Genomic DNA, 25,489 nt, shown 5'->3' with positions numbered 1-25,489 from the left:
GTCAGCTCAAGCAACTTGTGCTTACAAGAGTTGAGAAAACTCATCGCAATATTCAATAAGCCCTTGACGATCGGTCAACGCATCTTCCCATAGTGCGACGACCTGAAATGCGGATTCCGCCTCAGGCCATGGGCAGTGAAATCCCTGTTGTTTCGCCACACTAAACCCAAAGCGTTGATAGTAGTTAGGCTCGCCTAAAACCACGCAAGCAGGATACCCTAATTCACCCAGAGAACTTAATCCCTCATTCACTAACTGTGCACCAATACCTTGACAACGATATGTCGCTTCAACCGCTAAAGGGGCTAACCCTTGCCAATTGAGATCTTCTCCATCTAACGTGACTGGGCTAAATAAAGCGTAACCGACCACTTCCCCATCATCATCACAAGCAACCAGTGATAACGTTCGGTGCCCATTTTCTCGCAACGCCATAACTAAATTCGCTTCTTGTTCGGTATCAAACACCGACTTGAGTAAACGATCAACGGCCAAAATGTCCGCAGGAGCCTCAGTTCGAATAAGCATTTTCGACCTCATTATGTGTGTTCGGCATTTGCATGCCTTTATGCACAAAATCAGCCAATTGGTGAAGCAAAATTTGTAAAGCTTGAGGTAATTGTTGTAAATCCACACTATCCATCAAATTTTTGACTTCCAACCCCAGTTCGGTATCCCCTTCAATCGATAAACGACGTTGGAAAAATAGCGTATCGGGATCTTCTTTACGTCCTGCAATTAAAACTAAATCATTCAGGTTACCACTGAAGCTGACATCTTCTTGTTGTGGTGCATCGGCCACCAACAGACGATCTTGCTGATAACTGATGTACCAACGTAAGTCGAGATCACGGATTTCTACTTTCAGCCATTTATCGTTCAAAAATTCAAAGTCTCCCTCTTCCAGAGCTTCATGAAACACCATTTTTAGCCCATCAAGTAAGACTTTTTTTTGTACAAACTTAGGCAATAAATGGATTGGAGATCGCAAAATTGATGCTGCATTTTGAACGAGTTGAGTTCGAATCTTGTTTATCACGCGTGTTATCCGTTACCTTAGAATCATAATGAGCAATCATAATGGTTCAGCCGAGTCTCGTACCTGTTATGCATCAAAGAAAAGGAATTTTCTCCATTTCTACCATAACGCCTCTCGCTGTTGAGCTTGGCAAACAATTATTAATCAAAGGTTTTTATGTCGCTTTCCAACCTTGTGAATCAACGTTATAGTTGATGAAATTTAGACGAGTTAATCACTTGTGAATAGTACAGTTTTTCTAGGTTTGGTCACCTCTTAATGCCCACTCAATATTTACCCTATTGGTTTAATAAAATAACCGAACATAGCGCTATTTGGATCGCTATCTTTGATCGCCAACATCAATATGTGCTCGTGAATGAACGCTATGCGGAACTCAGTGGTTTTACGACCTTTGAAATGGTAGGCATGGATGACAAACACATTTTTAACGAAGAAGTGTATCAGCAACTAAAACCCTATTATGACCGAGCTTTCCATGGTGAAACGATCAACACTGAGATTGAGATTGACTGGCTCGGATTCGCAACCCACCTCCATATTTCGCTCTCACCCATTTTTCATGAAGAACATCCCGATTATATTCTTTTTCAAGCGACAGATGAGTCAGAAAAGCACACATTGCAGCACTCTTTAAAAGAAACAGAACACCGGTTTCTTGCCTTAAGCCAGCTACTCCCACTTGGCGTTCTACTAGTGGAAGAAGATTACATATTGTCAGCAAACTCATCAGCCATACAGCTACTAGGGTATAACGAAAGCCAAAGCTTACTCGGTGAATCGCTTTCTCAACTCTTTATCGATGAATTAACTCAGCAACCCTTTGATTCTTCAATAATGGATAAGCTCATCCACGAGCCGTTCTTTTGTTTAACTGGACCACGTTGCGGGGGTGAACGGCGAATACAACTCCGAGCGACTCAAACAACCTTATTTCGCCAACCGGCATACCTTGTTGTCATTCAAGATGCTGAGCAAACCGCCCATCCCTTAGTTTCCCCTCAACAAAATACTCATGTTGACCCGTTGACTGGCGTTAATAACCGCTTAGGATTCACCAAACGTCTCGACCATTTTATTGATAACCAAATTCCATTGGTCATGCTTTATCTAGATATTGATAACTTTAAAAATATCAATGACTCATTAGGGCACCACATTGGAGATAAGGTGATTAAAGAAGTCTCAAGTCGCCTGAAACGCCTACTCCCGCCTCAAGCCGTATTAGGCCATTTAGGTGGCGATGAGTTTGGACTCATCATTCCAGAGCCAGAACACGAAAAAGTCGGAGAAAGGTTAGCCGATCGCATCATCACTCTTATTAATCAACCTTTCGACCTGCACCATTTTAGCAAACGTCTGGCATGTTCTATCGGTTGTGTTCAATTTCCAGGAGATGGTAATAACGCAAGGGTATTACTACAAAATGCCGATACCGCCATGTATGAAGCCAAAGAGCGAGGCCGAAACCGCTGGATAACCTTTAATAACCAGATGAATAAAGAAGCGCGAATGCGTTTATGGCTAGAAATTGAACTACAAAAAGCCCTGCAACAAAATGGCCTAGAGGTTTGGTATCAACCCAAAGTCAATGCGCGTGATTTCAGTATCAATGGCGCTGAAGCCCTAGTTCGTTGGAAGCACCCCATTGAAGGTTACATCAGCCCCGGCGCATTTATTCCTGTAGCTGAAAAAGCGGGATTAATTGAACATCTAGGACGAGTTGTCATACGAGAGGTTTTTGTTACTGTCAAACGCTGGCAGCAGCAAAATATTTTACCCGGTAAAGTAGCTATTAATATTTCTCCGGAACAGTTTGGTAATGCGCACTTAATCCATCATCTTGAGAAATTACTTCAGCAAACTGGCGTTGACCCTAGCTGTATTACCTTTGAACTTACCGAAAGTGCGGTGATGAGTGACAGTGCACATACTCTTCAAATGTTAAATGCTATCAAGAAATTAGGGTTTTCGCTGTCTATTGATGATTTTGGTACTGGCTATTCATCACTGGCCTATTTAGCCCGTTTTCCCATTGATGAATTAAAGATAGATCGGACATTTATTGCCGACATAGATACCCTTCCTAAACAAGTGACGGTCATTGAAAGCATCATTAAATTAGGAAAAGCCCTCAATCTCAGTGTTGTGGCCGAAGGGGTAGAAACGCAGGAACAAGCAACACTACTCTCTCATCTTCACTGTCATACCATTCAAGGTTTTCATTTTTATCGCCCCAAACCTAAGTATGAAGTCGAAGAATTATTCGCTCAACATCGACGCGCCCCCATCAATATCGAATAACCGCTATCAGCCAGCGTACCGTGTGGGGCTTATCGCAATAAGCCTTTATAGGTAAATACGCATTGAATGAATGAAACCTGCCTTATATCAAGGAGATTAGATCTCGCTGTTTCTAAAATATAGAAACTTTTCCTTTAAAAACAGTAATGAGCAATGGAACTACTCTGTCCCGCAGGTAATTTGCCTGCCCTGAAAACCGCCATTGATTGTGGCGCAGATGCGGTTTATATCGGTTTTAAAGACGATACCAATGCCCGTCACTTTGCCGGCTTAAACTTTACGGGTAAAAAACTAGAAAAAGCGATCGACTATGTACACGATCGAGATAAAAAACTGCATATTGCATTAAATACATTTGCTCACCCTGATGGCTTCCAACGTTGGACCCAAGCGGTGGATCAGGCGGCAGCTCTGGGGGTAGATGCTCTCATTATTGCCGATATTGCCATTCTGGATTATGCAGCAGAGCACTACCCAGAACTTGAATTGCACCTTTCAGTACAAGCTTCAGCCACCAATGTTAAAGCCATTGAATTTTATCAAAAAAATTTTAACGTCAAGCGTATCGTTTTACCCCGAGTTCTTTCCATCCACCAAGTCAAACAACTGTCTCGCAATATTTCATCAGGCGTTGAATTAGAAGTCTTTGCTTTCGGCAGTTTATGTATTATGTCGGAAGGTCGTTGCTATCTTTCTTCCTATATGACAGGAGAATCCCCCAATACAGTCGGAGCTTGCTCTCCAGCTAAATATGTACGCTGGCAAGAAACAGAGCTAGGGCTGGAGTCTCGCCTGAATGACGTATTGATTGACCGCTATGCTTGTGGGGAAAACGCAGGCTACCCCACCCTATGCAAAGGGCGCTTTATTTCAGAGCTTGAAGGAGAGCAAAAACGCTATCATGCTCTGGAAGAACCCACTAGCTTAAATACGTTGTCGATGTTGCCTGAATTGTTTGCCGCCAATGTTGCATCGGTGAAAATAGAAGGACGCCAACGCAGCCCCGCCTATGTAGAACAAGTCACGCGAACATGGCGAGCAACTATCGATCACTACCTTGCCAATCCAGAACAGTATCAAGTAAAACCAGCTTGGGATGCCAGCCTCGCTAATGTATCAGAAGGTACCCAAACGACCCTTGGCGCTTATCATCGTAAGTGGCAATAATGAACAGGGAGAAAACCATGAAATACGCATTAGGCCCTCTACTGTACTTTTGGCCCAAAAACGAGGTAGAACAGTTTTATCAGCAAGCTTGTGAAAGCTCAGCCGATATCATTTACTTAGGAGAAACGGTCTGCTCTAAACGTCGAGAGCTCAAAGCCGCAGATTGGTTTGATTTAGCAAAACAGCTCACCGCCCAAGGCAAGGAAGTTGTCCTGTCAACCATGGCATTACTTGAAGCGCCGAGTGAAATCAATGTAATGAAAAAGTACATTGATAATGGTGAATTTACATTGGAAGCGAACGATGTGTCTGCCATTCAAATGGCTCATGAACAAAACGTCCCTTTTGTCGTCGGCCCAGCCATCAATTGCTACAATGCGCAAACCCTGAAACTTTTTCTCAAACAAGGGATGATTCGTTGGTGCATGCCCGTTGAGCTTTCACGTCAATGGCTCATCAATGTACTAAAACAGTGTGAAACCTTAAACATTAAAGATAAATTTGAGACCGAAGTATTTGCTCACGGCTATTTGCCTCTGGCTTATTCCGCTCGCTGCTTTACGGCCCGCGCTGAAAACCGAGCAAAAGATGAATGTGAAACCTGCTGTGTTCGCTATCCCACGGGAATCCAAATACAAAGCCAAGAAGGACAAGAAGTCTTCAATTTGAATGGTATTCAAACCCAGTCAGGCTACTGTTATAACTTAGTCAATGATTTACCCAGCATGGAAGGATTCGTGGATGTCGTGCGCCTAAGCCCTCTGGGTATAGAAACCTTTGACCACCTTCAGCGTTTCAAAGCCAATGAGCAAGGTAAACACCCCCAACCGCTCGCCAGCCATCAATGTAACGGTTACTGGCACCACATGGCTGGGTTAACCTTAGTCAATGGTTAAAAGAATAAAGGCAGCATCATGAATAGGATGTGATGCTGCCCAAATCATTATGAGGCTTTATTTTGTGCTTTTGCCAATTGGGCTTCACGTAAATTGTGATAAATACGTCCTAGCTCAAGGAAAGAGTAGCGATGCTCGACATATTCATAGACATTAAAAGAGAGCGCCAGTTTGTAAAGAGAGATGGCATGAGCATAATTGCCCTGCAATTGGTAACGCTTACCTAGATAAAAATAGGTTTCCGTTAACTGTTGAGCCAATGCTGTATTATCTCGGGTATTATTGAGCAAAATCTTAAACAGCTGTTCTTCTGAGATGTTATCCAACATCAACCCAACCATCACCCAACCCCACTGTTCATCATGTTGCTGGTAACGTGAAGCTAACGCTTCTCTTGCTTGCTCTGGGTTGAGTTCACTTTGAATAATATAAAGCCAGAGTGCTCGAAATGGGTCAGACGGATCTTGTTGATAATGTTGAGTTATTTCATCAAAAGCCAGCTCGGTACGCTCCCCATAATAAAGCGCAATGGCTCGATTACGTACGGCATATTCATTACTTGGATCCAATTCTAAAGTGGAGTCAAACGCCTCATAAGCGGCATCAAATTCCCCAGCTTCGGTATAGTAAACCCCAAGTAAATTAAAAATATCGGGTTGAACAGGATTGAGCGACAGTGACTGTGTGAAATCCAAACGAGCGAGATCACGTAAGCCCACATTGTCATAGCTATTTCCCCGCTCAAAAAACATTTTTGCTCGAATATCATCACTCAAATCTGTACGTTGCAATAATTGAGTTAAACGAGCTATTTGTACTTCTTGCTGCACACTGGCCTGTAGTGGAATAGCCATAGGAGGATAAGCCCACTGAGCCTGTTGAGATCCCGTAGAGACACATCCAGCAAGCAGCAAAAGTGTCATATTAACGAGAGCGGTTTGAAACCATTTCACAAATCCATACTCCTGTTGTTTCGCATGGTAAATTAAAAAGGGAGCGAATCACGCTCCCTTTATAACATGCTTTATCACCAAAAAGCGAAAACTGTTCTTAGTGATAATCTCTCAGCAATTATTCCGCAGCAGGTGCAGCATTTTCTTGTTGAGTGACTTCTTCCGCAGGTTTCTCTACCGCTTCTTTCATGCTCAGACGAACACGACCTTGACGGTCGATTTCCAATACTTTCACTTGAACTTCTTGGCCTTCAGAAAGAACATCAGACACTTTTTCGATACGCTTATCAGCAATTTGTGAAATATGGACTAAACCATCTTTACCCGGTAGCACGGTCACGAACGCACCAAAATCAGCAAGACGAGCAACTTTACCTGTATAAATTCGCCCAACTTCGACTTCTGCGGTGATCTGTTCAATACGACGAATCGCTTCTTTCGCTTGATCGCCATCAGTCGCTGCAATCTTAATTGTGCCGTCGTCTTCGATTTCAATGGTTGTGCCTGTTTCTTCGGTCAGCATACGAATAACCGCACCACCTTTACCGATCACATCTTTGATCTTCTCAGCGCTGATCTTCATCGTATGAATACGAGGGGCAAATTCAGAGATATCGTCACGAGCACCAGCAATGGCTTGATCCATTACAGAAAGAATGTGCAGACGGGCACCTTTCGCTTGGTTAAGCGCAATTTGCATGATCTCTTTAGTAATGCCTTCGATCTTGATATCCATTTGCAGTGCAGTCACACCATTAGAAGTACCTGCAACTTTAAAGTCCATATCGCCCAAATGATCTTCATCACCAAGAATGTCAGAAAGCACGACAAAGTCTTGCTCTTCTTTCACTAAGCCCATGGCAATACCTGCAACAGAGGCTTTAATTGGCACACCCGCATCCATCAGAGCAAGCGAAGAACCACAAACCGAAGCCATAGAAGAAGAACCGTTTGACTCTGTAATTTCAGATACAACACGCACTGTGTATGGGAATTCATCAACCGATGGCATTACCGCCGCAATGCCACGCTTCGCTAAACGACCATGGCCAATTTCACGACGCTTCGGAGAACCAACAAATCCAGTTTCACCAACACAGTATGGAGGGAAGTTATAATGCAATAAGAAGTGATCTTTCTTCTCACCGGTGAGTTCATCAATGATTTGAGCATCACGCTGAGTACCTAGCGTTGCAGTAACCAATGCCTGTGTTTCACCACGAGTAAAGAGCGCGCTACCGTGGGTACGAGGTAAAACACCCGTACGAACATCCAGAGCACGAATCATATCTTTCTCACGACCGTCGATACGTTTTTCACCAGCGATAATGCGGCCACGTACCACTTTTTTCTCAAGAGAACTTAGCATCTTCTTGATGTCCATAACATCAAGCGTCTCATCTTCTGCTAATAGCGCATCAATCACATCAGACTTGATCTGACCCACTTGCTCATAACGCGCCATTTTTTCAGTAATTTGGTAAGCCTCGGTAAAACGAGCTTCAGCCAATAGCGCAATTTTCTCTTTCAGTGCGGTATTTTCTTCTGGAGCTTGCCATTCCCAAGCTGGCGTTGCTACTTCAGCAGCAAATTCATTAATCGCCTTGATGACCACTTGCTGTTGATCATGACCATAAACAACGGCCGCAAGCATTTCTTCTTCAGTCAGAATATCCGCTTCTGATTCCACCATCAGAACCGCACCTTCAGTACCAGCAACAACAAGATCAAGACGAGATTTGTCTAATTCTTTTGGACTTGGGTTTAACACCAATTGACCATCGATATGACCCACACGAGCAGAACCGATAGGACCATTAAATGGAATACCAGAAATCGCCAAAGCTGCCGAAGTACCAATCATAGTGATGATATCTGGCTGAACATTCGGGTTAACAGAAACTACAGTTGCAATCACTTGAACTTCATTCGTGAAAGCATCTGGGAATAACGGACGAATTGGGCGGTCAATCAAGCGAGCAATTAAGGTTTCGCTTTCAGAAGGGCGACCTTCACGTTTAAAGAAACCACCAGGAATTTTACCTGCTGCGTAAGTCCGCTCTTGGTAGTTTACAGTTAGCGGGAAAAAGTCTTGACCTTGTACTGCTTCTTTTTTACCGACAACAGAAACAAATACTGCGGTGTCGTCCATGGTTGCCATTACCGCTGCGGTGGCCTGACGTGCCATTACGCCAGTTTCTAAAGTAACGGTATGATTTCCGTATTGGAAGGTTTTTACTACTGGTTTTTCGAACATTGAGTTTTCCTTTTCTAGGGGGAACCCTAGATAAATTAATCAACACTCAAAGCATTACCAATCGCGACTAGTAAAAAGAGATTCTATAATCCAAATCACTTTTTAATAGCCGCGACCTGCTGGCCGACTGGGGTGACTGTAATGCAGTGAGAGATAACAAAGCCAACACTGAATGTTGGACGGCGTGTAGTATAAACTACTTACGTGGGGATATGCCAAATTTAGATAACAAAAAAGGGGCTAATGCCCCTTTTTTAAACAAACTGTACTATGCAGCCACTGATTAGCGACGTAGGCCTAGACGTTTGATTAGGTCTTGGTAGCGTCCTAGATCTTTACCTTTTAGGTAATCTAGAAGTTTACGACGGCTTGAAACCATGCGTAGCAGACCACGACGGCTATGGTGATCGCCTTTGTGTTCTTTAAAGTGATCTTGTAAATGGTTGATAGAAGCAGTCTGTAGTGCTACTTGTACTTCTGGTGAACCAGTATCGCCTTCGCTACGAGCATATTCAGCAACGATTGCTGCTTTAGTTTCTGCATTCAGAGACATCATTCTCTCCTAAAGAGTTAAGTTAATCGTTGTGTCAGCCAATCTCTGATTCAGCCGACACGAGAAGCGCGAATTATAGGGAATAAAACCCATTCATACAAGCGCAAATATTGGGTTAGTAATTTTCAGCTTTGAGGATAAACCACTAAACGTTTTGGTGCGATTTTCCCATCCTCATCGATGTGAGCAACGCCGAGAAAACGTTTTTCATCTCCCCCCGTCATTCGCACCATTCCTTCGCTTGGAGCACCAAACACTTGGACAGCTTGACCATGCTGCACCATATCCACCAATTCAGGGATCAAGTTCACTTCTGGTAAGTCTTGTACCGCGGTATCCATAGGTAACAAAAGTGCATCCAGCAATGAGTAAGGATCCGTGCCTTCATGCTGAGCTTGTTCAACCCGTTGGCTAAGCTGTTCTAGTGTCACCATACTCTGCGCAGGGTAGTTCGCCACACCGATACGACGTAGCATCGTCACGTGCGCACCACATCCAAGCATTTCACCCAAATCATCAACAATGGTTCGGATATAAGTCCCTTTAGAACAATGTACTTCCAATTCCACTTCATCGCCTTCAAAACGGTGCAAAATAATCTCATAAACCCGTATTTTACGTGCTTCTCGTGGAACCTCGATACCTTGACGAGCATATTCGTAAAGCGGTCGACCTTGATATTTAAGCGCTGAAAACATCGAAGGCACTTGCTCCGTTTCACCGCGAAAACGGTCTACCTTAGCCAGTAAGGTTTCCCTATCGACCTGAACAGGACGAGTCTCAACCACTTCACCATCCGAGTCTGACGTGTTGGTTCGTTCACCCAGCTTGGCAATAACACGATAGCGTTTATCAGAATCTAGCAGAAACTGAGAAAACTTAGTCGCTTCACCAAGACAGATAGGCAACATCCCCGTTGCCAAAGGATCCAACGCGCCGGTATGACCCGCTTTTTCGGCAAAATAAAGTCGTTTCACCTTTTGCAAAATATCGTTTGAAGAAATGCCTGTCGCTTTATCCAGTAGTAATACGCCGTTTATTGGACGACCTTTACGACGACGTGCCATTACTCTTCGTCCTCTCGACCTGCATCTTGTTGGCGACGTTTATCTTGGTTGACCACTTCAGTGACTAAGTTAGACATTCGCATCCCTTCCACCAATGTATTGTCGTAATGAAAACGAATTTCAGGAGTCAACCGTAAACGAATGCGTTTTCCCAACATCATTCGAATGTGAACTTCATGTTCACGTAATGCTTTTAGACAGGATTCTGGTGTCTGTTCGCCCACACACAAAAAAGTGACAAATACTTTGGCGTAGGCTAAATCACGAGAGACTTCAACATCTGAAATGGTAACCATGCCTAAGCGTGAGTCACGGACTTCACGTTGTAGGATCATGGCGAGTTCCTTTTGTAATTGCTGAGCCACACGTTGGGTTCGGCTAAATTCTTTTGGCATATTTTTCTCACTAGTAGAAAGAATGGGGGGATGGTTTCCCAGCCCCCCATGGTGTATTCAACAACCTAACATTACCGTTAATGCAATTTTAGTTGCTAATCGATCGTGCGCTGGATTTCGATGGTTTCGAACACTTCGATCTGGTCACCCACGCGTACGTCGTTATAGTTCTTAACGCCGATACCACACTCGTAACCATTCTTCACTTCAGAAACGTCATCTTTAAAGCGACGTAATGATTCAAGCTCACCTTCGTAAATAACAACGTTATCACGTAGAACACGAATTGGACTATGACGTTTAATCACGCCTTCTGTCACCATACAACCCGCGATAGCGCCCAATTTCGGTGATTTAAACACATCACGAACTTCAGCAAGGCCAATGATTTCTTGTTTAAATTCAGGAGCAAGCATACCGCTCATTGCCTGTTTCACTTCATCAATCAATTGATAAATGATTGAGTAGTAACGTAAGTCGATGTTCTCTGCTTCAATTGTACGGCGAGCCGAAGCATCAGCACGAACGTTAAAGCCAACCACGATAGCATTAGAAGCCGCAGCCAGAACAACGTCCGTTTCAGTAATACCACCCACACCAGAACCAACGATGTTCACTTTCACTTCGTCTGTTGAGAGTTTTTTCAGTGATTCTGCAATTGCTTCTACCGAACCTTGTACATCAGCTTTCAGTACAACGTTCAATTCAGCCACATCACCTGCTGCCATATTTGAGAACATGTTCTCAAGTTTAGATTTCTGCTGACGAGCCAATTTCACTTCGCGGAATTTACCTTGACGATAGTTGGCGACTTCACGGGCTTTACGCTCATCACGGACAACTGTCGCTTCATCACCGGCAGAAGGAACGCCAGATAGACCAAGAATTTCAACAGGAATCGATGGGCCAGCATGCTCAACTTCATTACCGACTTCGTCACGCATGGCACGAACACGGCCATATTCTTGACCACACAGTACGATATCGCCTTTGTTCAAAGTACCAGACTGAACAAGAACCGTTGCCACAGGGCCACGACCTTTATCTAGGCGAGACTCAATAACCACACCGGATGCCATGCCATCTTTAACCGCGGTCAGTTCAAGAACTTCAGCTTGCAGCAAGATTGCTTCTAATAAGCCATCAATATTCGTCCCTTGTTTCGCTGAAATGTGGACGAACATGTTCTCACCGCCCCACTCTTCAGGAATGATATCGTACTGAGCAAGCTCATTTTTCACGTTATCAGGGTTAGCGGCTTCTTTATCAATCTTGTTTACTGCAACAATAAGAGGAACACCCGCCGCTTTCGCGTGTTGAATAGCTTCAACCGTTTGAGGCATAACCCCATCATCGGCAGCAACCACTAAGACAACGATATCTGTCGCTTGAGCACCACGAGCACGCATTGAGGTAAATGCTGCGTGTCCAGGAGTATCCAAGAAGGTAATCATACCGCTTGGTGTTTCTACGTGATAAGCACCGATATGCTGGGTAATACCGCCCGCTTCTGCATCAGCAACGTGAGTACGACGAATATAGTCCAGTGTTGATGTTTTACCGTGGTCAACGTGGCCCATGATGGTCACAACTGGAGCACGAGAGACTTCTTCAAATTTATTGTCACGATCAGACAGAATCGCTTCTTCTAACTCGTTTTCTTTACGAAGAATGACTTTGTGCCCCATCTCTTCCGCAACTAACTGAGCGGTTTCTTGGTCTATCACTTGGTTAATGGTCGCCATCGCGCCCATCTTCATCATCACTTTGATGACTTCCGTTGACTTCACAGACATCTTATTGGCTAATTCAGAAACCACGATCGTTTCACCAATAACAACATCGGATTTCGCAACAACTGCACTCTTATCAAAACCATGTTGCATAGAGGTAGGTTTGTTGATGCGACCTTTACGACCCGCTTTACCACCACGAGGACGAGAGTTACGCTCTTGTTTATCATCACGAGAAGACATTTTCGTCTTCTTCGCTTTCGCTGCACGACGAGCACCTTCTTCACGACGGTCTGCTTCATCTTCCGCTTCACGAGCATAATGTGAAGTGGTTAGATGGTAATCTGTATCTTCTTGCATAGCACCTGTTTTCTCTTCTTCAGCAGACCAACGCTCTTTATTTTTTTCGGCCAATTCGCGCGCTATTTCAAGCTGACGCTGACTTTCCTCTTCAGCCTTACGCTTCGCCTCTTCTTCCTGGCGACGTTTCAATTCCTCGGCCTCTTTTCGCGCTGCTTCTTGCTTTAATTTATCTTGTGCAGAACGCTCACGTTTTGCTTTCTGCTCTGGCGTATCATCACGTTTGGCATTTTCTTGTGCTTCACGCTTTGCCTTCTCTTGTGCTTCACGCTCCGCTTTTTCTTGCGCTTCGCGTGCTGCTTTCTCTTCAGCTTCACGTTTCAACGCTTCTTCAGCTTCGCGTTTGGCTTTTTCTTCCGCTTCACGCTTCGCTGCTTCTTCAGCTTCACGTTTCGCTTCATCTTCGATTGCACTGCGCTTAACATACGTCCGTTTTTTGCGCACTTCAACCTGAACATTCTTACTTTTACCACCACCCGCATTTACACTCAGTGTGCTACGGGTTTTACGCTGGAGTGTTAAGCGAGTCGGTTCAGAGCCATCACCATGCTCTTTACGTAAATGAGCAAGAAGTTTTTGCTTCTCATCTTCAGTCACGCTATCTGAACTCGCTTTTGTCATACCAGCATCAGCAAGTTGTTCTAATAAGCGGTCAACTGGCGTACCAATTTCTTCACTCAGTGCTCTAACTGTAAGTTGTGTCATGCCGCTTCCTCCCCTTGCTGAAACTTATGCGTCTTCGCCAAACCAACAAATGTTGCGAGCCGCCATAATCAATTCGCCCGCACGTTCTTCGGTTAGGCCTTCAATACCTTCGAGATCGTCGATGCCTTGGTCCGCGAGATCTTCCAGTGTCGCCACTCCCTTCGCTGCCAATTTGAATGCCATTTCACGCTCTAAACCTTGCAGAGCTAATAGATCATCTGCAGGCTCAAGCCCTTCAAATGATTCTTCTTGGGCTAGAGCGATGGTGGTTAAAGCATCTTTTGCACGAGTTCGTAATTCTTCGATGAGATCTTCATCTAATCCATCAATTTCCAGTAACTCGTTAACTGGGACGTAAGCTATCTCTTCTAACGTAGAGAAGCCTTCTTCTACTAACATTTCAGCAAAATCTTGCTCAATATCGAGATACTTCATGAAGTTTTCGATTGAAGCCATAGACTCTTCTTGATGTTTTTTCTGTAAATCTGCAACCGTCATTACGTTCAGTTCCCAACCCGTTAGCTGAGAAGCAAGACGTACGTTCTGACCGTTACGACCAATCGCTTGAGCAAGGTTATCGGCTTCAACCGCAATATCCATAGCATGGGCATCTTCGTCAACAATGATCGATGCAACATCCGCGGGTGCCATTGCGTTGATAACAAATTGTGCTGGGTTATCATCCCAAAGCACAATATCAATACGCTCACCGCCCAGTTCACCAGATACAGCTTGAACCCGAGCGCCACGCATACCGACACAAGCACCCACAGGGTCGATACGTTTGTCGTTTGTTTTCACCGCAATTTTCGCACGCGAACCGGGATCACGCGCCGCACCTTTCAGTTCAATCAGCTCTTCACCAATCTCAGGCACTTCCACGCGGAAGAGTTCTGCCAGCATTTCAGGCTTAGACCGAGTGATAAATAGTTGGAAACCACGCGCTTCAGGGGCAACTTTGTAAAGTAACCCACGAACACGGTCACCCGAACGGAAATTCTCACGTGGTAGTTGGTCTTCACGCAAAATGACCGCTTCCGCATTATTACCTAGATCAAGGATAACGGTGTCACGGTTAACTTTTTTCACTACTCCCGTCACCAGTTCACCTTCATTATCGATGAACTGCTCTACGATTTGTGCGCGTTCTGCTTCACGAACTTTCTGTACGATAACTTGTTTCGCCGTTTGGGTTGTGATCCGGTCAAAAGTCACAGACTCAATTTGGTCTTCAATGTAGTCGCCCAATTTTACCGTTTCATCATCATAACTTGCCGCATCAAAAGAGATTTCTTTTGTTGGGTTTTCAACGTTTTCAACCACTAACCAACGGCGAAAAGTTTCAAATTCACCCGTTTTGCGGTCGATAGCAACACGAACATCAATTTCAATTTCATGTTTTTTCTTGGTTGAGGTAGCCAGCGCCACTTCTAGCGCTTCAAAAATACGCTCACGAGGGACCGCTTTCTCATTCGAAACCGCCTCAACAACCGCTAAAATTTCTTTACTCATGTTATAGCCTCTTAAGCTCTTTTCTCTAGCAGAACTAAAATTTAGGGATAAGGTTAGCTTTGGCAATGTTGCTGAGAGCGAAATGCTCTTCTTGACCATCAACCATTATATGGATTGTTTCACCGTCTACAGCGTGAATTTGTCCTTTCCATTTACGACGGTTGCCTACCGCCATTTTTAAAACAATGCTGACCTCGTGACCAATAAACTGCTCATAATGTGCTGCTTTAAAGAGTGGTCTTTCTAAGCCAGGCGATGATACCTCAAGGTTATAAGCAACCGTGATGGGATCTTCAACATCCAATACAGCACTGACTTGGTGACTCACTTCTGCACAATCATCAACGGTAATGCCATTTTCATGATCGATATAGATACGTAATGTTGAGTGCTCACCAGCACGTACGAATTCTAGACCAACGAGCTCATAACCTGATGCGACCACTGGAGCTTCAAGCATTTCAGTAAGTTGTCTTTCTAAACCTGTCATTTAAACCACTCCAGAAACAAAAAAAGGGCATAGAGCCCAATTTAAATTCCAAGCAAGCACCTGAATTTATCGAATGAAATTCAGATAACAAAAAACCCCGATAGTCGGGGTTTTTTGTTGCTGGACCCAGATATAAATTGAGAATTCCTTCCCAATTGCAGTGAGGTTGACACTGCCAAACTTGTATCCATAGCGACGAAAGCTAAATGGTTGCGGGGGCCGGATTTGAACCGACGACCTTCGGGTTATGAGCCCGACGAGCTACCAAGCTGCTCCACCCCGCGTCCGACTTGTAAGCAATTATACGCTTCACAAGGTATGATTTACAAGTTTGTAAATAATGGTGCCGAGAGAGGGACTCGAACCCTCACACCTAAGGCGCTAGCACCTCATGCTAGTGTGTCTACCAATTTCACCATCTCGGCATAACCTGAACTTATCTTAACGATAAGTTATTGAGGAATTTCATCACCAGATGCGGCGGGAATATCACTCATTACATCATTAGCTTGCTCAATCACTTGACCTTGTAGTGGGTCAACCCATTGAGATTCGGTTTTGTGAGTAGACATATTGCCTAACACTAAGCTAATAACAAAAAATACTGTTGCAAAAATTGCAGTCATTCGGGTTAGAAAACTACCTGAGCCGCTCGCGCCAAACACTGTGTTTGAAGCACCAGCACCGAATGAGGCTCCCATATCTGCGCCTTTACCTTGCTGAATCAATACGAGGCCAATTATACCAACCGCTGCCAACAGGTAAATCACAAGTAGAACACTAAACATGACTTCCACCTATGTTCCAAATTGTTGAGCCAGCGCCGTTCAATCATTCGACTAAAACAAGGCTAGCGACCTCCTCACTGAAGGCGGACGCAATACTAACGAATGCGAGTTTCGCTGACAAGAGGTATTTATCAAAAAATCCTTTTTTATCAATCAAACGGTCAAAAAAGGCTCAACCTTCAATAAAAAGAGAAACCACTCCATCAAAATCCATTGATTGACGGAGTGGAACCCGCTAACAATTTGCTTTAACTGCCTCTGCTATGCGTAAAGCTGAAGATTGCACCAGTTCTGCTTCTTCACCTTCCACCATCACACGAATAAGAGGCTCTGTTCCTGACTTACGCAATAGCACCCGCCCTTTATCCCGAAGCTGAGACTCAACCTCTTTAACCGCATCAAGTACCGCGCCAGACTCCAGTGGATTGCTATCGCCGTTAAAACGGACATTTTCAAGAACTTGAGGGTAGAGTGTCATGCCTTGAGCGAGATCATGCAACGACATATCACTGCCAACCACGGAAGCCAGAACTTGTAAGGCAGCAACAATCGCATCTCCCGTCGTCACTTTATCCAGTAAAATGACATGGCCTGAGTTCTCAGCACCAATTTTCCACCCTTTCTCTATGAGTTTTTCCATTACATAACGATCACCAACCGCGGCACGGACAAATGGGATCCCTAACTGTTTCAGGCCATTTTCCATCCCTAGGTTAGTCATTAAGGTTCCGACAACGCCCCCTTTTAACTCACCACGGCGTAAGGCATCGCGTGCTATGATATAGGCAATTTGGTCACCATCAATTTTATATCCTAAGTGATCAACCATAATGATTCGGTCGCCATCACCATCAAAAGCAAGCCCAAGATCGGCCTGTTCTTCTACTACTCGTTTTTGTAATGCTCTTACATCGGTCGCACCCACCTGATCATTAATATTTAAACCATCAGGTTCTGTTCCCATCGGAATAACATCTGCACCCAGTTCTTTAAATACATTCGGAGCGATGTGGTAAGTGGCTCCATGTGCGCAATCCACCACAATTTTTAAACCAGAAAGGCTTAATTCTGATGGAAAAGTACTTTTACAAAATTCAATATAGCGTCCAGCCGCATCAACTAAACGCGTCGCTTTACCTAGCTCAGCCGATTCCACGCATTCAAGGGGTTTATCTAATTCGGCTTCAATGGCCAGTTCCAATTCATCGGGTAATTTAGTGCCTGCTGAAGAGAAAAACTTAATGCCGTTATCATAATAAGGGTTATGTGAAGCCGAAATGACGATTCCCGCTTCCGCTCGGAAAGTCTGAGTTAAATAAGCGACCGCTGGGGTCGGCATTGGCCCAGTAAAAATCGCTTTTAGCCCTGCTGCCGCGAGCCCAGCTTCTAGCGCAGACTCGAGCATATAGCCAGAAATTCGCGTATCTTTACCGATGATGACTTTTTTTGTGCCCTGTTGTGCCAGCACTCGTCCCGCAGCCCAGCCCAGCTTTAATACAAAATCTGGAGTAATCGGATACTGTCCAACCTTACCTCGCACCCCGTCAGTACCAAAATAACGTCGTGTCTCAGACATGATAATTCCTTATTGTTTTTGTTTATTTTTATTCACCATTTGCAATATTGCCATGGCTTCTATCGTCTGCTCAACATCATGGACCCGCAAAATTTGAGCTCCTTTTGTTGCCGCAATCGTTGCGCAAGTCACACTGGCGACCATGCACTCAGCAGGCGTTTTATCAAGCAATTTAAAAATCATAGATTTGCGCGACATTCCTGCAAGAATGGGTAAACCAAAATGGTGAAATTTTTCTAAATTTGCCAGCAAATGATAGTTGTGCTCGAGAGATTTACCAAAGCCAAAGCCGGGGTCAAGAATAATATTTTGCTTTTTGATGCCAGCCTGTACGCAGGCTTCAATACGCAGATTCAGAAAATCATCCACCTCTTCAAGTACATCATTATAGGTAGGTGAGTTCTGCATGGTACGCGGTTCACCTTTCATATGCATGATACAGACAGGAACCTGGGCTTGGGCTGCAATTTGCAATGCTCCGGGCTCTTGTAACGCTCGAACATCATTAATAAGATCAGCCCCCGCCTCCACCGCTTGTCGCATCACTTCCGCTTTACTGGTATCAATAGATATCCAGAGTTCAGGATAGTGGGAACGGATAAGTTTTATCAGTGGAATCACCCGTTCCAATTCTTCAGCAAGGGAAACGTCAGGCGCTCCAGGTCGGGTAGATTCCCCTCCGATATCAATAATATCAACCCCAGCAGCAATCATTTGCCCAGCCCGAGCAAAGGCATCATTTAAGTGCGAGTAACGCCCACCATCTGAAAAGGAGTCCGGAGTGGTATTTAAAATCCCCATGATTCGAGGACGATGTAAGGAAAGCTGTTTAATATCCGTTTGAATGTCCATAATTCCCTGAATATCTATAGTCACTACAATAAATAAGATAAGAAATAACATTTAGGCTTGAAACAGAAAACCCCGAACAAGTCGGGGTTTGTTTAGCATAATGATTTTATTCTGCGTCTTTTTTCTCAGAAGGGGTTGAATCATTATCCACCAGTTCTTCTGACTCTTCTGACATTGAATCTACCGGTTGTTTTTCTGCTTCCGGTTTATCCTCATCCGAGGGTTCTGCTTGAGTAGATTTGGCCTGATCCCCCCACCCTGCAGGTTCACGAATCACAGACTTACGCGCCATAAGATCGTCAATTTGACCAGCATCAATCGTTTCATATTTCATTAATGCATCTTTCATCGCATGCATGATATCCATATTATCAAGCAAGATTTGGCGAGTACGCTCGTAGTTACGATCAATGATCTTACGAATTTCATCATCAATCAGCTTCGCGGTATCATCAGACATGTGCTTCGTTTGCGTTACGCTTCGGCCAAGGAAGACTTCACCTTCATCTTCAGCATACAGCATAGGACCTAACTTCTCAGAGAAGCCCCACTGAGTAACCATTTTCCGCGCAATTTCAGTCGCTCGTTCAATATCATTTGATGCGCCCGTAGAGACCTTTTCTGGTCCGTAGATCAGCTCTTCTGCTAAACGGCCACCATATAAACTGGAGATCATAGACTCAAGGTGTTGCTTGGACATACTTACACGATCTTGCTCTGGTAAGTACATGGTTACCCCAAGCGCTCGGCCACGAGGAATGATGGAAACTTTATAAACGGGATCATGCTCAGGAACTAAACGACCAACAATAGCATGTCCGGCTTCATGATAAGCAGTAGAGGCTTTTGTCTCTTCCGACATCACCATTGAACGACGTTCTGCCCCCATCATAATTTTGTCTTTCGCCAGTTCAAACTCCACCATCGAAACGTTGCGTTTATTGCCACGAGCAGCAAACAGCGCAGCCTCGTTAACTAAGTTAGCTAAGTCAGCACCAGAAAACCCAGGTGTACCACGAGCAATCAGTGAAGGTTCAACATCCCCTGCAAGCGGTACTTTACGCATATGAACTTTAAGAATTTGTTCACGGCCTCGAACATCCGGCAAGCCTACCACCACTTGGCGGTCAAAACGGCCCGGACGAAGTAACGCAGGGTCAAGAACATCAGGACGGTTCGTTGCAGCAATAACGATGACCCCCTCATTTCCTTCAAAGCCATCCATTTCAACCAGCATTTGGTTTAATGTTTGCTCTCGCTCATCATGACCACCACCGACACCCGCGCCGCGTTGGCGACCAACCGCATCGATTTCATCGATAAAGATGATACATGGTGAGGCTTTTTTGGCTTGCTCGAACATATCACGTACACGAGATGCACCAACACCAACGAACATTTCCACAAAGTCGGAGCCTGAGATAGTGAAAAATGGCACCTTAGCTTCACCCGCTATCGCTTTTGCCAATAGCGTTTTACCTGTACCGGGAGGACCAACCATAAGTACACCCGTTGGAATTTTGCCCCCTAGTTTTTGAAAACGACTAGGATCTCGCAAGTAATCGACCAATTCTTTAACATCTTCTTTCGCTTCATCACAGCCAGCAACGTCACCGAAATTGGTTTTTATCTGCTCTTCACCCATCATACGAGCTTTACTCTTACCAAAGGACATTGCGCCTTTGCCTCCACCACCTTGCATTTGACGCATGAAGAAAATCCATACACCAATCAGCAAGATCATCGGGAACCAAGAAATAAAAATCGTACCAAGTAAGCTTTGTTCTTCAGGAGGGGTGCCTTGTACTTTGACATTTTGATTGATTAAATCATCAAGTAATTTTTGATCATACACAGGCATATAAGTAACGAAACGACCGCTACTGCCGCGGCGAGTAAAGGTAATTTCGCTATTTTTAAATTGCGCTTCTTGAATTTGGCCTTGACCAACTTCCTGTACAAATGTGGTGTAATCGACGGTTCTTCCGCTACTTTCTCCGGGGCCAAAACTCTGGAAAACTGACATCAAAACAACGGCAATCACCAACCACAGTATTAAATTTTTTGCCATATCACTCAAGGTGCAAGCCTCGCGATAACTAGTTGTAATTAAAGGTAGGGTACTACAGTTTTTTCGCTGTAGCCATAGTGTAAACATTCTCGTTTCAGGCCAAATGGTTAGCCTTTGTAACCAGTCGCCACCAGGTAAACTTCACGAGAGCGCGCTCTTGATGAGTCAGGTTTACGGATTTTGACTGCTTTAAACAGCTGACGCACTTCTTGTACGTACTGATCAAATCCTTCACCTTGAAACACTTTGACCACAAAACTACCATCTGGAGCAAGAACTTGTCGACACATATCTAAAGCTAATTCGACCAAATACATGGCACGCGGTTGATCCACCGACAAGTTTCCAGCCATATTGGGGGCCATATCAGACATGACGACATCCACCATATCGGGCTGAATTCGTTCTAACAAAGCTTCGAGCACGCTTTCTTCTCTAAAATCACCTTGTAAAAAAGCCACACCCGCAATGGAGTCCATCGGCAAAATATCACACGCGATGACTTGCCCTTGCTCTCCAACAATTCCCGCCGCATATTGAGACCACCCACCAGGAGCAGCCCCTAAATCGACAACGGTCATCCCAGACTTTAGCAATTTGTCTTTATTTTGAATTTCTTCCAATTTAAAGATAGCACGTGAACGATAACCTTTTTTCTTGGCTTCATTGACGTACTTATCGTCAAAATGTTCTTTCAACCAGCGGCCAGAGCTCGCTGAATGCTTTTGTTTACTCATTCGATTCCTAACTAAAGCCGCCTCTATCAGAGAAAGTCGGGTAGAAAATATAGTCTTCCTGGATAGATGGCGTTAAAATGGTGGTTTTCAACCCTATAGTAAATAAATTTGGTCACGTAATGAACCTAAGCAACAAACAAAAACAGCATTTGAAAGGTTTGGCACACCATTTAAACCCGGTCGTGTTAATGGGCGCGAATGGCCTCACTGAAGCTGTTTTGGCAGAAATCGAAATTGCGCTTAATCACCATGAACTGATTAAAGTGAAGGTGGTATCAGAAGATCGTGACACGAAACAATTGATTGTCGATGCCATTGTTCGTGAAACGGGAGCAGAAAAAGTCCAACTTATTGGTAAAGTTGTGGTTCTCTATCGCCCGTCTGAACAGCGTAAAATCGAATTACCACGAAAGTAATCTATCGTACATGAGGTTACAAAAAGGTCGCTTATAGCGACCTTTTTATTTTCAATTCATCACTGTTCATCAATGAATTATAGGTATTCAACCTGATCTATCTCAAACAATTTTTCACCACCTGGAGTGCTGATCGAGACTTCATCACCTTCACATTTACCAATTAAACCACGGGCAATCGGTGAACTAACCGAAATACGTCCAGCTTTGATTTCGGCTTCATCATCACCCACGATTTGGTAACGCTTCTCTTCTTCGGTATCCACATCGATCAAAGTAACCGTAGAACCAAAGATAACTTTGCCCGAATTTTCCATTTTAGTTACATCAATGACTTGAGCTACGGAAAGCTTATATTCAATATCACGAATTTGTGCTTCACAAATGCCTTGCTCTTCTCGTGCAGCATGATATTCAGCGTTTTCTTTTAAATCCCCCAACTCACGCGCTTCAGCGATCGCTTGAGTGATTTGTGGACGCAGCTTTAATAACCGTTCAAGTTCGTCACGCAGTAGTTTTTCACCGCGGACTGTCATAGGAACTTTTTCCATAATTACCTCTATGCCAAAACTCTCTTTGGACAATACAAAACTACCCAACCCAATATAGGTTAGGTAGTGATTGATGAATGCATTGTCGGCTAGTGTAAACAAACATGGTGATGAAATCATCCAAATTCAAGTATTGCGACCAGAAATTGAATTTCATTGTGAATATCTTAATTTAGCGTGATCTTGTGCACACTTAGATTGTATGAAAAACCGGCATATAAAATAAAAAAAACTAAATAATTCAATTTATTTCACTGATCAGATCAGTAACAAAAAACAAAAAAAATACCTTAAAATCAAATAATTGATATTTTTACATCCACAATAAAACAGTGTTCAGAAGTGGGATTTATATCATTTTACTAACTCATAAGGGAACTTTACCGTTACAAATATAAGCACGAAGAAAACATGTTTCTCTGGCTTTGAACAAGTTTTGATAAGCAAGGTGATGCATTTTAACATTCGTAGCTCAAGTAACCCTCTTTCCCCTGATGGATTACTTGCAGACAATAATGATTTATGGACAGTAAATTAGGATTTAATAAGATGAACAAAACTCTGATCGCTTTAGCAGTTTCAGCTGCAGCAATGGCAGCTGGCGCAAATGCTGGTGAAATTTATAATCAAGATGGTACTTCGCTTGCTCTTGGCGGCCGTGCAGAAGCACGTCTATCTCTAAAAGATGGTAAAGCTCAGGATCAAACTCGTATCCGTATCAATGTATTGGGTAAAACTCAAATCAACGATAGCCTATACGGTGTTGGTTTCTATGAAGGTCAGTTTAATACTGATGATTCTGGTGACGAAGGTGCAGACGATCTAGAAAACCGTTATGCCTATGCAGGGATTGGCGGTAACTTTGGTGAAGTAACATACGGTAAAAACGATGGTGCATTAGGCGTTATCACTGACTTTACCGACATCATGGCATTCCATGGAAACAGTGCTGCTCATAAAATTGAAGTAGCAGACCGTGTCGACAATATGGTTGCTTACTCTGGTCAATTTGATGACTTAGCAGTCAAAGCCAGCTACCGTTTTGCAGACCGTGAAGAAACCTCTGACTTTGGTGATAACAAGCAAGACGGTTACTCACTATCAGCAATCTATGCATTTGGTGATACTGGCTTTAAAGTCGGTGCCGGTTATGCGGATCAAGATAAAGCGAATGAATATATGCTAGCGGCTTCTTATGCTGTGGCTGATTTCTACTTTGCTGGTGTCTTCACTGACGGTGAACTAGATAAGCATGATGCAGACTATACTGGTTATGAGTTCGCAGCTGCGTACACACTAAACCAAACAGTGTTTACTCTGACTTATAACAACGAAGAAATTAATAAAGAAACTTCTGCTGATAACCTAGCGGTAGATGCAACTTACTACTTCAAACCTAACTTCCGCGCTTATGTCTCTTATAACTTCAATATGATTGATAAAGGCGACAAATTTGGTACTGTAGGTAACAGAACTACAACAGCAACTAAAGCACAAGCTGAAGACGAAGTAGCACTAGGCCTACGTTACGACTTCTAATTTGCTTTTTTAGCAATACGTTCTCGACAAAACGCCTGCGGCTAGCAGGCGTTTTATTCTCTGGTATACTCTTCCCATTCTTTGCTTCACTCTTGAATGGCCTATGCGTTTTTTTGTCAGCTTAAAAGCTTTACTACTCACCGCCCTGATTCCCTCTTATAGCCATGCGATATCCAATCTAGATGATTTATCCTTATTACCTCAAGGTGCTCGTCGTGGATTGCTGATTCAGACACAAGGGGAAGTAACACTCAACCTCCAGCCCACAAACAGTGGCTACTTTCCTCCAGCCAGTACCTTAAAAGTGATTACCGCCCTCGCCAGCCAGCTTGAGCTGGGTGATCAGTTTTCCTTTGAAACGCAACTACGCAGTAATAACCAAGACTTAGCCTTGATTTTTTCCGGCGATCCCACCTTAACCACCGAACATTTAAAAACCTTATTACTTCGCTATAAACAGCAAAAAGGTATACGTATTCGTGGGGATATTTGGTTAAATACTCAGCATTTTACTGGCTATCAGCGGGCAGTGGGCTGGCCTTGGGATAGCCTCGGTGTTTGCTATAGCGCTCCCGTTAGTGCGGTAAATATCGATGGCAACTGTATTCAAGCCTCTATTTATACACAAGAGGAGGGGACAACTCGGGTTTATGTTCCCCCTCACTACCCTATTTATGTTGAAAGTGACGCTCAAACGGTAACCCAAGCGCAACAACAAGCGCAACATTGTGATTTAGAGTTGATAGCAAGCCACGATAACCATTATCGACTATCAGGTTGTCTTGCTCAGCGCAGCCAACCGCTTCCGCTCAAATTTGCCATACAAAATACCGAATTGTATGCACAAAGAGTCATCTATCAATTACTCAATCAATTAGGGATGGCACTAGAAGGTGAAGTCAAAATCGGCGCACCAGAGAGCCAACACTGGGATAATATCGCTACTCATCAGTCTGAACCCTTACCCCAGTTGCTCACAACCATGCTGCAAGATTCTGATAACTTGATTGCCGATGCCCTACTCAAAACACTGGGGCAGAAGTTTTTTCTGCAACCCGGTAGTTTCAACAATGGCAGTGAAGCGCTCAAACAAATTATTTTTGCCCGCACTGGTATTGATCTCAATGATGCTCAAATTGTGGATGGTTCCGGATTATCAAGAAATAACCGTATACGCCTTGAATCCATGCGACAAATTCTTTATTACCTTTGGCAGCATGATAGTGAGTTAAACTTAATACAGTCGTTGGCAACCGCTGGCGAGAGTGGCACGCTACGCTATCGGCGTAGTATGCGAAATGAAAATATCCGTGGGCGATTAAAAGCCAAAAGTGGTTCACTCTACGGAACACATAATATGGTCGGCTATTCACTGGATAAAGCGGGAAAGCCTCAAGCGCTTTTTGTTCAATTTATTACCGATTATTTTCCAGCCGAACCCGATCCGCTAAAACCCGTCGAAGCACCCATCACCCGATTTGAACAGCAGTTTTACCAAATGATTTTAAATACTCATGACTAAGGCAGA

22 protein-coding genes and 2 tRNA genes are annotated in these 25,489 nt (G+C 43.9%); 6 read left to right on the top strand and 18 right to left on the bottom strand.

The window, feature by feature from the left end:
• Positions 1-21 precede the first annotated feature (21 nt).
• Both B5D54_RS08455 and ubiT read right to left on the bottom strand, forming a co-directional pair.
• Positions 22-528, bottom strand: a complete 507-nt coding sequence (locus B5D54_RS08455) for a GNAT family N-acetyltransferase (protein WP_078926104.1) — start codon at positions 526-528, stop codon at positions 22-24.
• Entirely contained in the window at positions 512-1,039 is a 528-nt protein-coding gene (ubiT, locus tag B5D54_RS08450) for a ubiquinone anaerobic biosynthesis accessory factor UbiT (protein ID WP_078926103.1), read from the bottom strand. The genes B5D54_RS08455 and ubiT overlap by 17 nt, the downstream gene beginning before the upstream one ends.
• A 258-nt stretch (positions 1,040-1,297) precedes the next feature.
• Between ubiT and B5D54_RS08445 the strand changes: the two genes are divergently transcribed.
• From B5D54_RS08445 to B5D54_RS08435, 3 genes are all read left to right on the top strand, one after another.
• The gene (locus tag B5D54_RS08445) at positions 1,298-3,343 is read left to right on the top strand and encodes a putative bifunctional diguanylate cyclase/phosphodiesterase (RefSeq protein ID WP_078926102.1); all 2,046 of its coding nucleotides are present in this window, start codon (positions 1,298-1,300) and stop codon (positions 3,341-3,343) included.
• Between the two features lie 153 nt (positions 3,344-3,496).
• Positions 3,497-4,510, top strand: a complete 1,014-nt coding sequence (gene ubiU / locus B5D54_RS08440; RefSeq protein WP_078926101.1) for a ubiquinone anaerobic biosynthesis protein UbiU — start codon at positions 3,497-3,499, stop codon at positions 4,508-4,510.
• Between the two features lie 17 nt (positions 4,511-4,527).
• A complete protein-coding gene (locus tag B5D54_RS08435) occupies positions 4,528-5,406 on the top strand; it encodes a U32 family peptidase (protein WP_078926100.1) in 879 nt (292 codons plus the stop codon).
• A 47-nt stretch (positions 5,407-5,453) separates the two neighbouring features.
• Here the strand turns inward: B5D54_RS08435 and nlpI are convergent, their stop codons facing one another.
• The 15 genes from nlpI to rlmE all read right to left on the bottom strand — a co-directional run bounded on the left by nlpI (position 5,454) and on the right by rlmE (position 21,455).
• Positions 5,454-6,359 (bottom strand): lipoprotein NlpI, encoded by a 906-nt coding sequence (gene nlpI / locus B5D54_RS08430; RefSeq protein ID WP_078926099.1) that lies wholly within the window; start codon positions 6,357-6,359, stop codon positions 5,454-5,456.
• A 118-nt stretch (positions 6,360-6,477) separates the two neighbouring features.
• Complete coding sequence (pnp, locus tag B5D54_RS08425) at positions 6,478-8,616, bottom strand: polyribonucleotide nucleotidyltransferase (RefSeq protein WP_078926098.1); 2,139 nt, start codon at positions 8,614-8,616, stop codon at positions 6,478-6,480.
• Between the two features lie 283 nt (positions 8,617-8,899).
• Entirely contained in the window at positions 8,900-9,169 is a 270-nt protein-coding gene (gene rpsO / locus B5D54_RS08420) for a 30S ribosomal protein S15 (protein ID WP_078926097.1), read from the bottom strand.
• A 125-nt stretch (positions 9,170-9,294) separates the two neighbouring features.
• Positions 9,295-10,236, bottom strand: a complete 942-nt coding sequence (gene truB, locus B5D54_RS08415; protein WP_078926096.1) for a tRNA pseudouridine(55) synthase TruB — start codon at positions 10,234-10,236, stop codon at positions 9,295-9,297.
• Complete coding sequence (gene rbfA / locus B5D54_RS08410; RefSeq protein WP_078926095.1) at positions 10,236-10,631, bottom strand: 30S ribosome-binding factor RbfA; 396 nt, start codon at positions 10,629-10,631, stop codon at positions 10,236-10,238. Before rbfA ends, truB begins: the two co-directional genes overlap by 1 nt.
• Positions 10,632-10,726: 95 nt before the next feature.
• On the bottom strand, positions 10,727-13,429 hold the full coding sequence (infB, locus tag B5D54_RS08405; protein ID WP_078926094.1) for a translation initiation factor IF-2: 2,703 nt from the start codon (positions 13,427-13,429) through the stop codon (positions 10,727-10,729).
• A gap of 24 nt (positions 13,430-13,453) precedes the next feature.
• Positions 13,454-14,941 carry a transcription termination factor NusA gene (gene nusA / locus B5D54_RS08400; protein ID WP_078926093.1) on the bottom strand — a complete coding sequence of 496 codons (1,488 nt, stop codon included), beginning with the start codon at positions 14,939-14,941 and terminating at the stop codon, positions 13,454-13,456.
• Positions 14,942-14,975: 34 nt separating this feature from the next.
• Entirely contained in the window at positions 14,976-15,431 is a 456-nt protein-coding gene (gene rimP, locus B5D54_RS08395) for a ribosome maturation factor RimP (RefSeq protein ID WP_078926092.1), read from the bottom strand.
• Positions 15,432-15,638: 207 nt separating this feature from the next.
• Positions 15,639-15,715: transfer RNA gene (locus B5D54_RS08390), tRNA-Met, on the bottom strand.
• 57 nt (positions 15,716-15,772) lie between these two features.
• Positions 15,773-15,856: transfer RNA gene (locus B5D54_RS08385), tRNA-Leu, on the bottom strand.
• 27 nt (positions 15,857-15,883) lie between these two features.
• Positions 15,884-16,219, bottom strand: a complete 336-nt coding sequence (gene secG / locus B5D54_RS08380; protein ID WP_078926091.1) for a preprotein translocase subunit SecG — start codon at positions 16,217-16,219, stop codon at positions 15,884-15,886.
• A 235-nt stretch (positions 16,220-16,454) separates the two neighbouring features.
• Complete coding sequence (gene glmM, locus B5D54_RS08375; RefSeq protein WP_078926090.1) at positions 16,455-17,795, bottom strand: phosphoglucosamine mutase; 1,341 nt, start codon at positions 17,793-17,795, stop codon at positions 16,455-16,457.
• Positions 17,796-17,804: 9 nt separating this feature from the next.
• Positions 17,805-18,647, bottom strand: coding sequence for a dihydropteroate synthase (gene folP, locus B5D54_RS08370; protein WP_078926089.1), 843 nt, complete (start codon positions 18,645-18,647; stop codon positions 17,805-17,807).
• A 106-nt stretch (positions 18,648-18,753) separates the two neighbouring features.
• Positions 18,754-20,718, bottom strand: a complete 1,965-nt coding sequence (gene ftsH, locus B5D54_RS08365; RefSeq protein WP_199251525.1) for an ATP-dependent zinc metalloprotease FtsH — start codon at positions 20,716-20,718, stop codon at positions 18,754-18,756.
• Positions 20,719-20,825: 107 nt separating this feature from the next.
• Positions 20,826-21,455 carry a 23S rRNA (uridine(2552)-2'-O)-methyltransferase RlmE gene (gene rlmE, locus B5D54_RS08360; RefSeq protein WP_078926088.1) on the bottom strand — a complete coding sequence of 210 codons (630 nt, stop codon included), beginning with the start codon at positions 21,453-21,455 and terminating at the stop codon, positions 20,826-20,828.
• 119 nt (positions 21,456-21,574) lie between these two features.
• Between rlmE and yhbY the strand changes: the two genes are divergently transcribed.
• Positions 21,575-21,871: a ribosome assembly RNA-binding protein YhbY gene (gene yhbY / locus B5D54_RS08355; RefSeq protein WP_078926153.1), complete on the top strand. Its 297-nt coding sequence runs from the start codon at positions 21,575-21,577 to the stop codon at positions 21,869-21,871.
• A gap of 77 nt (positions 21,872-21,948) precedes the next feature.
• On the opposite strand, the gene greA is transcribed toward yhbY, so the two are convergent.
• Positions 21,949-22,422, bottom strand: a complete 474-nt coding sequence (greA, locus tag B5D54_RS08350; RefSeq protein WP_078926087.1) for a transcription elongation factor GreA — start codon at positions 22,420-22,422, stop codon at positions 21,949-21,951.
• A gap of 549 nt (positions 22,423-22,971) precedes the next feature.
• On the opposite strand from greA, the gene B5D54_RS08345 reads away from it, so the two are divergent.
• Both B5D54_RS08345 and dacB read left to right on the top strand, forming a co-directional pair.
• Positions 22,972-23,961: a porin gene (locus B5D54_RS08345; protein WP_078926086.1), complete on the top strand. Its 990-nt coding sequence runs from the start codon at positions 22,972-22,974 to the stop codon at positions 23,959-23,961.
• Between the two features lie 103 nt (positions 23,962-24,064).
• The gene (dacB, locus tag B5D54_RS08340; protein ID WP_078926085.1) at positions 24,065-25,483 is read left to right on the top strand and encodes a serine-type D-Ala-D-Ala carboxypeptidase; all 1,419 of its coding nucleotides are present in this window, start codon (positions 24,065-24,067) and stop codon (positions 25,481-25,483) included.
• The last annotated feature ends 6 nt before the right edge of the window (positions 25,484-25,489 follow it).

Origin of the sequence: Vibrio cincinnatiensis DSM 19608, assembly GCF_900167345.1 — a bacterium.
GTDB classification, from domain to species: Bacteria; Pseudomonadota; Gammaproteobacteria; order Enterobacterales; family Vibrionaceae; genus Vibrio; species Vibrio cincinnatiensis.
Note: the sequence above shows the minus strand (reverse complement) of the source record. Positions and strands in the feature narration are given on the sequence as shown.